8 protein-coding genes, 1 tRNA gene and 1 pseudogene are annotated in these 10,147 nt (G+C 69.4%); 4 read left to right on the top strand and 6 right to left on the bottom strand.

Going from position 1 to position 10,147, the window contains the following annotated elements; translation table 11 throughout:
- Positions 1–34: 34 nt before the first annotated feature.
- Positions 35–1,624 carry a peroxidase family protein gene (locus tag E1200_RS26180; RefSeq protein ID WP_131954735.1) on the bottom strand — a complete coding sequence of 530 codons (1,590 nt, stop codon included), beginning with the start codon at positions 1,622–1,624 and terminating at the stop codon, positions 35–37.
- Between the two features lie 2 nt (positions 1,625–1,626).
- A complete protein-coding gene (locus tag E1200_RS26185) occupies positions 1,627–2,868 on the bottom strand; it encodes a cytochrome P450 (RefSeq protein ID WP_131954736.1) in 1,242 nt (413 codons plus the stop codon).
- Between the two features lie 184 nt (positions 2,869–3,052).
- Here E1200_RS26185 and E1200_RS26190 point away from each other — a divergent pair, with 184 nt between their 5' ends.
- Entirely contained in the window at positions 3,053–4,021 is a 969-nt protein-coding gene (locus E1200_RS26190) for an acyl-CoA desaturase (protein WP_131954737.1), read from the top strand.
- A gap of 66 nt (positions 4,022–4,087) precedes the next feature.
- On the opposite strand, the gene E1200_RS26195 is transcribed toward E1200_RS26190, so the two are convergent.
- Positions 4,088–5,626 (bottom strand): FAD-binding oxidoreductase, encoded by a 1,539-nt coding sequence (locus tag E1200_RS26195; protein ID WP_131954738.1) that lies wholly within the window; start codon positions 5,624–5,626, stop codon positions 4,088–4,090.
- 149 nt (positions 5,627–5,775) lie between these two features.
- On the opposite strand from E1200_RS26195, the gene E1200_RS26200 reads away from it, so the two are divergent.
- The gene (locus E1200_RS26200; protein ID WP_131954739.1) at positions 5,776–5,985 is read left to right on the top strand and encodes a hypothetical protein; all 210 of its coding nucleotides are present in this window, start codon (positions 5,776–5,778) and stop codon (positions 5,983–5,985) included.
- Positions 5,986–6,080: 95 nt separating this feature from the next.
- Here E1200_RS26200 and E1200_RS26205 read toward each other — a convergent pair whose 3' ends face one another.
- Positions 6,081–7,322 carry an NAD(P)/FAD-dependent oxidoreductase gene (locus E1200_RS26205; protein ID WP_131954740.1) on the bottom strand — a complete coding sequence of 414 codons (1,242 nt, stop codon included), beginning with the start codon at positions 7,320–7,322 and terminating at the stop codon, positions 6,081–6,083.
- 238 nt (positions 7,323–7,560) lie between these two features.
- Between E1200_RS26205 and E1200_RS26210 the strand changes: the two genes are divergently transcribed.
- Entirely contained in the window at positions 7,561–9,063 is a 1,503-nt protein-coding gene (locus E1200_RS26210; RefSeq protein WP_131954741.1) for a cryptochrome/photolyase family protein, read from the top strand.
- Between the two features lie 251 nt (positions 9,064–9,314).
- Here E1200_RS26210 and E1200_RS26215 read toward each other — a convergent pair whose 3' ends face one another.
- Positions 9,315–9,497, bottom strand: a complete 183-nt coding sequence (locus E1200_RS26215) for a hypothetical protein (RefSeq protein WP_131954742.1) — start codon at positions 9,495–9,497, stop codon at positions 9,315–9,317.
- 257 nt (positions 9,498–9,754) lie between these two features.
- Positions 9,755–9,840, bottom strand: a tRNA-Leu gene (locus E1200_RS26220).
- 116 nt (positions 9,841–9,956) lie between these two features.
- Here E1200_RS26220 and E1200_RS26225 point away from each other — a divergent pair.
- Positions 9,957–10,147: pseudogene (locus E1200_RS26225) on the top strand (hypothetical protein); the annotation flags it as partial.

Genomic DNA, 10,147 nt, shown 5'->3' on the forward strand with positions numbered 1-10,147 from the left:
GTGGTGTCTGGCTCGTCGGGTCCGGCGCCCCCGGTCATAGCAGCGCTCCTCGCCATGTCATGCTCACGAATCGCGGGCGCGGGTCTTCGGGGGTGTTGCGGGCGAGCACGTCGCCGAGGCTGCGGGTCTCGGCGATGATCCGCAGGCCGGTGCGGGTGAAGGTGTCGGCGGTCAGCACCCGCGGGGCCAGCAGCGGGTTGGTGAGCGCCTGCGAGAACGCGTCGATCGCGATGATCTTGGTAAGGAGCGGGGGCAGGACGGCCGCGGCCGACCCGGGCTCCTCGGCGAACAGGCCGACGTACAGCTCCAGGTCGTCGACGCTCCGGTACCGGCCGGCCAGGGCGTCCTGCACGCGCGGGTCGCCCGAGACCTGGGAGAAGTCCCGCGCCCGGGGGAAGCGGCAGTGGGCGCGGTAGTCGTTGTAGGACGCGAGTTGCAGCGTGCGGCCGTCCGCGATCGAGGACAGTTCGACCTCGCGCAGGAGCGGGTCGGTGTTGAACAGGCCGATGCGTCCGGCGCGCTGCTCGGAGGCGTCCTCGAACAGCCGGCCGAGCCCCGGACCGGGGATCAGCGCGCCCCCGAACAACGTCCGGGCCACGGGCAGCTCGGTGTCCCCGACGACCAGGTTGGACGGGACGAGGCTGTGCCAGCGGTACACCAGGTTGAACTCGACCGACGCCCAGTTCTGCCGGTGCCACGGCGCGCGCTGCAGCGTCCGCCCGAGCCGCGGGTCGAGCAGGAACCGGAAGTGGTACGGCGTGATGTGGTTGATGTACTCCTCGATCACGAGCCGGATGACCTCGACGATGACGATGTTGCGGGCGGTCTGGAAGAGCCGCTCGTCGTCCCAGCCGGGGTTCTCCGCGGCGAGCGTCCTGGCGACCCGGTTGTGCTCGCGCAGGAACAGGACCGTCATCATCGTGAAGCCGACCTGGACGTTGCCGCGGTCCCCGCCGATCGCGAACAGGGTGTCGCGCTGCGCGTCGGTGAGCCGCTCCATGCGGACCGCCGTCAGCGCGGAGAACTCCGCTTTGACCTTGCCGTCCTCGCAGAGATACGGCGGGAACTCGCCGCCGTTGATGAGCTGGCTCTTGAGCAGCCCGCCCTCGTGCGCGCGGACGGCGTCGGTCGCCTCGGCGTCCAGCCCGTACAGGGGGTTGAGGTCGATCTCGTGGTTGGACGTGCTGCGGCGGGGATCGCGAGGTTCGCTGGACTCCCCGCGCAGGAAACCGTCGGTGAACCACTGGGCGAAGTAGGCGAACAGGACGGTGGAGCGCGGGCAGGGCGTCATCGCGGCGTCGCGCATGAACAGGTCCGCGGCCTGCTCCACCGGCGGGCGGCCGGTCTCCTGGTCGGGGACGGGTGGCAGGTGGCGGCCGCTGTAGGTGCGGTCGGTCAGCGACGCCCAGGACGTGTAGGGGGCCATGGTGCTCAGCGGTTCGGGACGCGGCGGCATCTCCCGGACGGCCTGGTCGATCACGGTGGAGTTGATGCGGCGGCGCAGCGCGGTGGAGCTCTCCGCGAGCCGCCACAGCGGCCGCCCGCGGGTGAGCGCGAGGAAGCGCAACCGGTTGCTGACGCCGTCGGACCCGAAACCGCGGGCGCTCGGATAGGTCTGTGTCACGATCACGCCCCTTCGCGTGCCGGGGCGTCGAAGCGGAGGGGGAAGCCGTCGGGGAACACGTCCCGGTCCCGGCGCACCTCTCCTCCGGCGCGCAGGCCGGGTCTCAGCATGACCCGGCGGACGGTCTCGGCGATGACGACCCGGCCCGGATGCACGCCCAGGCAGGCGTGCGGGCCGTGGCCGAAGTGCATGTAGGCGTCCTCTGGCCGGTCGGTCCGGAAGGTGTCGGGGTCCTCGACGGCGGCGTCGTCGAACATGGCGGACGCGACCGCGGCCAGGACCAGCCGCCCGGCCGGGATGGTCGTCCCGCCGGGCAGCGTGTGGTCGCGCGCGCACTGGCGGACGATCATCTTCAGGAAGGGATCGAACCGCAGCGCCTCCCAGACATAGGGGTCGAAACGCTCGGGGGAGTCGGCTGCCGCGGCGGCCTCCGCCTGCAGTTCGGGCCGCCCGAGGAGCAGGGACACCAGGTTCGTCATGGAACCGGCGGCGTTCTCGACGAACCCCAGCAGCAGCCCGGCGACGTTGACCGCGACGCGCTCGTCGTCGAAGCCCAGCTCGGCGGGCAGCCGGGTGCGGACCAGCCGGCCGAGCACGTCGGTGCCGCCCGGCGCGCTCCGCCGCTCGGCGACCAGGCCGCGCAGGTACGCCATCATCTCCGCGCCCGCGGTGACCGCGTCGGCGCGCACGCGGGGATCGCCGGCGAAGTTGGCGGTCACGTCGGTCATGACGGCCCGCGACCAGCGGGACAGCGTCCGCTCGTCCGGCCCTGGGAACCCGAAGTAGCGGGCACAGACCTTCAGCGGAACACCCCGGAACAGGTCGCGCACGGCGTCGAACTCCCCCTGCGCCCCGTCCAGGGCCTGCTCGGCTAGCTCCCCGGTGAGCGCCCGGACGGCCGGGACGTCCTCGGGCGCGAGCATGACCTGCATCAGGCCCTTCTCGCGCCAGTTCATCGGGGTCCCGTCGCGGGTCAGCATGATCGGGGCGCCGAGCGCGCCCTCCATGGCCGGCCGGTAGGCGCTGACCGGGAACGACGCCGGCTGGGACAGCACCTCGGTGACGTCGGCGTGCCGGGTGACCAGGGTGAACGCCGGCGCGGCGAGGACGGGCCGGTCGGCGCGGAGTTCGGCGAACAGCTCCCGCCAGCCGGTGCGCAGCCAGCCGGCGAGCCGCGCCTGCGCGGCCGCCGGGTCGGCCTTCACGAGGGCGTCGTAGGTGGCGAGATACCCGTCCGAACGCATGGCATCAACTCCGAACTCGTGATCGACCGACTCCAGAGAGTAAAGGTTCGGCCTAGTCGCCACCAGCAATCTTGGACCATGTGTAGTCAAGTAACTCCATTGGGTAATGCTCGCGTCACCCTCGGGCAACTGCCGTCCGCCCCGTCCCGGTGGTTTCAATGAGGGCCGACCTTGGGGGAGGAACATGGGGGATCGCGCGCTGGGGGAGACGGTCCAGGTCTCCGGAGCCCGCAGGCATGCCTACCTGGTCGTCATGGTCGTCCTGCCGCCCCTCATCCTGATCGCGGCGGTGGCCGCCACCTGGGGACGCGCGATCGGGCCGCTGGACGTCCTGCTAGCCCTGGCCATGTACACGGTCAACATCTTCGGCATCAGCGTCGGCTACCACCGCCTGCTGACCCACCGCTCCTTCCGGTGCCCGCGCCCGGTCCGCGTCGCCTTCGCCCTGGCGGGCGCCACGGCCCTCCAGGGGCCGCCCTCACTGTGGGCCGCCGAACACCGCAGGCACCACAAGTACTCCGACAAGCCGGGCGACCCGCATTCACCCTGGGCGTACGGCGACACCGGTTTCGCTCTACTGCGCGGTCTGCTGCACGCCCAGGCCGGGTGGTTCTACAGCGCCCGCCAACGCTCCAACCGCGCACACTGGGTGCCGGACCTGCTCGCCGACCCCGACATCCGCCGCGTGGACAAGGCATACCCGGCGATCACCGCCGCGTCCTTTCTGCTCCCCGCCGTGGCCGGTGGCCTGCTCTCCGGCTCGTGGACGGGTTTCTGGACGGCTCTCTTCTGGGCCGGCCTCGTCCGCTACGCGGTCGTCCACCACGTCACCTGGTCGGTGAACTCGATCGCGCACTGCTTCGGCGACCGCGCCTTCCCCACCCGCGACCGCTCCTCGAACGTCCGATGGGTGGCGCTCCTGACCTTCGGGGAGGGCTGGCACAACTGGCACCACATGGAACCCACCAGCGCCCGCCACGGCGTCCTCAAAGGCCAGGCCGACCCCAGCGCGGCCCTGATCCGCCTACTGGAGAAGCTGGGCTGCGCCCACGACGTCCACTGGCCGTCCCCGGCCCGTATCGAAGCACGAACAACCCGCCACCACCCTCAGGGGAGCAGCGCCGTCCCCCACCCCCGAAGACCCTCGCCTTGACGCGAACCGACCCTGCGGCGGGCCGTCCGCGCATCGCCGTCCGGCCGACGCTGAACGCGGACTCCGCTATCCGTCCTTCGCAGGAGTTCGCGGAGGAATTCCCTGGTCGTAACAGAAGATCCGGCGCGGATCGTATTCGGCTTTGACCTCCTTCAGCCGGCGGTAGTTTTCGCCGTAGTAGGCGGTGGGCCAGTCGGTGAGATCTGGATCTGGGAAGTTCACGTAGGCCGCGGTGGTGTTCAAGTCTTTACTGAGGCGCCGGTAGATGGCCCTAGTCTGGGTCAGCAGGCTTTTCACGGCTTCGGGCGGGGTTTCTGAATTCCATGAGGTGCCGATGTCGATGACGAAGGTGGCACCGCGGTGCGGGAACGCCGTGGCGTCCCTGCGCGGCTCACCGGCCTTGCCGCCCATTGCGAAGAGGGTGACGTATCCGCTGTTTCCGGTCCGGTGGGGCTCCCACCGGAGAGTCCATTCCACGATTTCCCGCACCGTTTCGGCCGACAGCCACTTGTCAGGCACGAGTGACTTGGAGGCCATGGTCTCGTGTTCGGACACCATGGACAGTTTCTCCTGCGCCGCCCAGAACCCGAGTCGCTCGACGCTCTGCTCGACAGGGCCCAGCTTGAGCAGCGGTCCCAGCTTGGTGCGCATGGCCGAATCGTCGCCGAGGTACTGGCCGAGGACGGCGACGTTGACGTTCTCACGGCCGGTACCCGGGTTCTCGAACTCGATCCGGAGGTCCAGGTCGTTCTCGCGGTCGTGAGCCAGGAGCCCCTCCTGGACGATCTTCATGACCTCCACCCCGTCCCTCGGACGGAAGGTCAGGCGGAAGACCGTGGCCGTCTGCTGGGACACATCGACGGCGTTGAAGACGAACGAGGTGTTGATGCCGAAGTTGCCGCCTGCGCCGCCACGGCAGGCCCAGAAAAGCTCAGGGTTCTCGGCGGAGCTGGCGCGGACGATCCTGCCATCGGCCAGGATGACTTCGGTCTCGATCAGGTTGTCACAGGTCAATCCCCATTTGCGGTCATTGAAGCCCAGCCCGCCGCCGAGTGTCAGACCCGCTATTCCCACCCCGACGCAGCGCCCGCCGGGGACGTACAGGCCCGTCTTCCCGGCACCGGCCTTGGCGACATCGCCGTTGGTGGCGCCGCCGGCGATCCTGAGCCGCCGGCCGGGCAGCGCGGTCACCTCGCTCATCGGGCGTACGCTGATGAGCAGGCCCGTCGTCGTCGAGTAACCGGCGTAATTGTGGCCGCCGGCGCGTGGGGCCAGGGGCATTCCGTTCTCCTGTGCCCACAGCAGTGCCACTTTCACGTCCTGTGCAGTCGCGCAGGACACGACGCCCATGGGTTTCCTGTCCTCGTACCGAAGATTCCACGGCTGCGCCAGGGACGGGAACTTCGGTGCCTCGGGCAGATACAGCTTGCTGCCCGGCCCGAGCATCTTCTCGAGTTCCCCCCAATTCGGCTTTCCCGGAGGCTGGAGAGATGGTGTGGAAGGGGTGCGCGCCGCCGCCGCGTCGTCTCGTCCGGTCAGTGCCGCGGCCATCCCCGCGGCGGAGATGTAAGCGCCTGCCCGCAGTACCACACGTCGATCAAGCATCGTTCCCCTTACTGACGGATCGAGTATCACCCGAGCATCTCGCCTTCCGCAGAGAACTCAATCACGGCTACGAGTAAATCGCGGCACCATGAATCCCAAAAAGGCAGTATCAGTGACGCTGGCGCCGAATTGTGCTTTAAGCCGGGTGAATGAAGATCGTCCGAAGAGCGAAGTCCATGGTGATTCGCTGCCGGAACCTCGTCCGACAACGGAGCTTCCGCCTCGACGACGACGTCCTGTGGGCCGAGTACGGCCAGGCGTGCCGGGACGTCAACGGCAGCGCGAATCGCGGTGACGACATCCGCGAACACGTCGAGGCCGTCGTCGCCGATCGGAAAAAGTTACGTGAGGCGAGCTGAGTCTCCGACAGAGCCGACGCGGCGGGCCGGCGGCCTGGGACACCGGCTCACGATGCCGGATCGCGCAGGTGGCCGGCCGTTTCGGCTGCCCTCGCTCATCCCGGGATCGGGACGGTCGTCCGCAGGCGGGAGTCGGTGAGGACGGCGTCCGCGGCGCGGCGTCCCGACACCAGGGCGCCCTGGATGGAGCCGGTGTCGCGATGGTCGCCGCAGACGTACCGTCCCGGCCGGAGGCGTACCGGCTGCCGCATCCGCAGCGGCGGCGGCATCGCGGGCAGCGCCGCCTCGATGGGATAGGTCCCGATGAGCCGCCAGCCCGAGGTGTCGCCGTAGATCTCGGTCAACCGCTCCAGCACGCGCGACTCGTCCGCATCGAGGCCGAGTACGGACGTCGAGATGAGCGCGCGGCCGTCCGGCGAGTAGCGCGGAGCCGCGTCGCTGAGGACGAGCGTGTCGGCGATGACCCCCTCGGCGTCGATGATCTGGATCGGCTCCCGCAGCGGCGAGGAGGGAGCGACGTGGTAGAAGGTCGTCACCGCACGCATGGCGGGCGCTTCGACCTCGGGCAGCAGCCGGCCCGCCTGGACGGGATCGGTGGCGACGACCACGGCACGGGCCTGGACGGTGGAGCCGTCACCGGTCCGCACACCGTCCTCGGTGATCTCCTCCACGGCCGTGTTGAGCGAGATCGTCCCTTCGGGCAGCCGGTCGGCGAGCTGCAGCGGGATGCGCCCCATCCCCAGCGCGGGGAGGGTGATGGTGCCGCGGACGAACGACCGCCAGATCAGGTGGAAGAAGCGGCTGGAGGTCTCCAGCTCGCGTTCCAGCAGCACACCGGCCAGGAACGGGCGCATCAGCCGGTCGATCATCACATCGGACAGCCCCCGCAGGCGGAGCTCGTCGTAGGTGCTCCGCTCGGGACTGTCGCGCAGCCAGGAACCGGAGGCGGCCATGTCCCGGGCGGTCATCGCCGCGAGCGCCGCCTTGTCGCCGATGGTGCCGATATCGGCGAACGCACCGCTCAGCGCGTGCTCGGGATGTCTCCATGGAAGCATCACCCGCTCCCGGCGGCCTTGGCGGAACACCAGCAGACCGGACGAGAACGGTTGCAGGTCCAGGGCCGCATAGTCCAGGATCTCTTCGGCCTCCGGATAGGCGGTGTTGAAGACCTGGAAACCGCGGTCGAGGCGGAACCCCTCCACCACGTCAGTGCGCACCCGGCCGCCGACCTCGTCGGATGCCTCCAGCACCCGAACCGGCACACCGGCCCTGTGCAGCCGCACGGCACAGGCCAGTCCGGCCAGTCCCGCCCCCGCGATGATGACGCTTTCGGACATCGTTTCCCCTTCCCCCGAAGCGGCCGTCCCGGCCCTCTGGCGCCGGTTTCTCCTGCTCAGCCGCGATCAGCTGGGCAATATCCGCTCATGGGGCACCATGCCCGCAGTGTCCGTGGTCACTCCGAGACGGACCCCGACCCGTGCAGGGGGCCGGCCTCGCTAGCCAGCGCGCCTGTGTCCCCGGCCGCTCACGGGGCACCACTGAGCGGACGTCCAGGCATCTCGGGGGAGGATGCGCATGGAGCCGCAAGACCACTCGAAGGCCGCGTTCCACTGGCTTTTCGGGGACCAATTGGGCCCGCACTTTCTGCGGCCGGACAGCGACATCGTCATGATCGAATCGCGCGGTGTCTTCCGCCGCCGCCGCTTCCACCGCGCCAAGGCGCACCTGCTGCTGTCCGCCATGCGACACCGCGCGGCCGAACTCGGCGACCGCGTCCGCTACGTCCAGGCGGAGACCTACCGGGACGGCCTCAACCGAGCCGTCGGCGACGCGCCCGTGACCGTCCATCACCCCACGTCTCACGCCGCTCTTCGCTTCGTCCAAGGGCTGGAGCAGGTGGAGGTCCTGCCACCGCGCGGCTTCCTCGTGCAGCCGGACGCGTTCGGCCGCTGGGCGGACGCCGCCGGACACCTGCGGATGGAGGACTTCTACCGGCACGTGCGCCGAGACCACGACCTGCTGATGGACGGCGAACAACCCGAAGGCGGGAAGTGGAACCTGGACACCGACAACCGCGAGGCCCCGCCCAAGGACGCCGCGGTACTCCCGGTGCCGGCACCCTACCGGCCGCGTGAGGACGCCATAGACCACCAGGTCAGAGCCGACCTGGACCACTGGGAGCGGCGCGGAGAACTGGCGTTCGTCGGCCGCGACGGACCGCGCCTCTTCCCCGCCACCCGCGCCGAGGCCCGGCGAGCCCTCCGCGCATTCGTCCAGAAACGCCTGCCCACCTTCGGCCGGTGGGAGGACGCCGTCCTTGCCGAGGACTGGGCCATGAGCCACAGCCTGCTGTCCGCTTCGCTCAACCTCGGACTACTGGATCCGGCGGAGTGCGTCGAGGCCGCCGAGAACGCCTACCGTGCGGGCGAGGCGCCGCTCAACTCCGTCGAGGGCTACATCCGGCAGGTCGCCGGATGGCGCGAGTACATGTGGAATCTCTACTGGTACCTCGGCCCCCGCTACCGCGACTCCAACGTCCTGGGGCACACCGTGCCACTCCCGGACTGGTTCGCCCACCTGGACGCCGACGCCGTGCAGGCGCGCTGCCTGTCCACCACACTGGCGCAGGTCCGCGACCGGGGCTGGGTGCATCACATACCCCGGCTGATGATCTTGGGTAATCACGCTCTCCAGCGCGGCTGGGACCCGGCGGCGGTGACCGACTGGTTCCACCGCTGCTTCGTCGACGGCTACGACTGGGTGATGCTCACCAACGTGATCGGCATGTCCCAGTACGCCGACGGCGGCCGCATCACCACCAAGCCGTACGCCTCCGGCGGCGCCTACATCAACCGCATGAGCGACCTGTGCGGCCCCTGCGCCTACCGGCCCACCGAACGCGTCGGCGAGCACGCCTGCCCCTACACCGCCGGGTATTGGGAGTTCGTCCACCGCCACCGCGACCGGCTGGAGCACAACCACCGCACCGCCCGCACCGTCAAGCAGCTCGACCGCCTGACCGACCTGGACGAGGTACTGCGCAACGCCCATCACCGCGACCCGAACGCACCACCCTGACCGAGGCGCCGTGGAAAGTCTCGTGCTACCCGACCTCTGATCGGCCCCTCGGCGGTAAGCCGCCGAGCGCGATGTCGTCTCGCCGCGCGCCCATTGCCGTCCAGCGGATGTCGTCAGGTTCGGTCTTCGTCGCCCGCCACGCCCGCCCGGTACGCCAGCACCACCGCCTGGACGCGGTCACGGAGGCCCATATTGACGCGCTGCGTTATCAACACCTTGATCTACTGACCGCCGCGCTTTTCTGAGCTGGTTCAAGCGCTGTGATGCTGTGCAAGCCGGACGAGCGAGTCGTAGGTCTCGGTCACCCGCTCCAGTTTGACCCCCAGGCTGTTCGCCCATGTGTCCAGTTGTGCCTGGACGGTCAGACCCGACTCGTCGGCGGTGGTCACCGTCTCGATCTCCAGGAACGGCCCCCACGCCCTCGACCTGGTCAAGGCACAACGACCACCGCCCCGCCCGGCTGGTCCGGCGTTCCTTCTTGTTCGATCACGCGGTACTTGACCTCGATCTCCTGAGATCCCACGGTCCCCCCGGTCGCGACAAGTGTTCGACGAAGGCGAGCATGATCACGGACCAGGGCACGGTCCATGAAGCCGCCCCGGATCCACCCTCGTCACCACGGGACCGGACGCCGGCCTTCCCAGAAACGCAAAGTGGGACAGACGACCGTCTGTCCCACTTTGTCAGAGTGTGTCCGAGGGGGGACTTGAACCCCCATGCCCCGTAAAGGGCACTAGCACCTCAAGCTAGCGCGTCTGCCTATTCCGCCACCCGGACCGGTTGCAGGCCGCAGGCTGCGCTGCGGCCGGTTCACCATACCAAAGGAGACGAGTCGCGGCGAAGTCGATCGAGGGGCACCATGGGGAGCGTAGGTGTGGGCACTAGGGGCGAGGGTGATCACTGTGGGCCAGCAGCCGACCGCTGAGGACGAGGTCGTCCGGCTCTGCCAGGAGCTGATCCGGATCGACACCAGCAACCCCGGGGATCATTCGGGGCCGGGGGAGCGGGTCGCGGCCGAGTACGTCGCGGAGAAGCTCGACGAGGTCGGGGTGGAGTCGCGGATCTTCGAGTCGCATCCTGGGCG

The organism is Actinomadura sp. GC306, assembly GCF_004348665.1.
Classification (GTDB): domain Bacteria; phylum Actinomycetota; class Actinomycetes; order Streptosporangiales; family Streptosporangiaceae; genus Spirillospora.

Coding starts and splice junctions, on each gene's coding strand:
- E1200_RS26185 (WP_131954736.1), bottom strand. CDS start 2,868: ATGCGTTCGGACGGGTATCTCGCCACCTACGACGCCCTCGTGAAGGCC.
- E1200_RS26190 (WP_131954737.1), top strand. CDS start 3,053: ATGGGGGATCGCGCGCTGGGGGAGACGGTCCAGGTCTCCGGAGCCCGC.
- E1200_RS26195 (WP_131954738.1), bottom strand. CDS start 5,626: ATGCTTGATCGACGTGTGGTACTGCGGGCAGGCGCTTACATCTCCGCC.
- E1200_RS26200 (WP_131954739.1), top strand. CDS start 5,776: ATGAAGATCGTCCGAAGAGCGAAGTCCATGGTGATTCGCTGCCGGAAC.
- E1200_RS26205 (WP_131954740.1), bottom strand. CDS start 7,322: ATGTCCGAAAGCGTCATCATCGCGGGGGCGGGACTGGCCGGACTGGCC.
- E1200_RS26210 (WP_131954741.1), top strand. CDS start 7,561: ATGGAGCCGCAAGACCACTCGAAGGCCGCGTTCCACTGGCTTTTCGGG.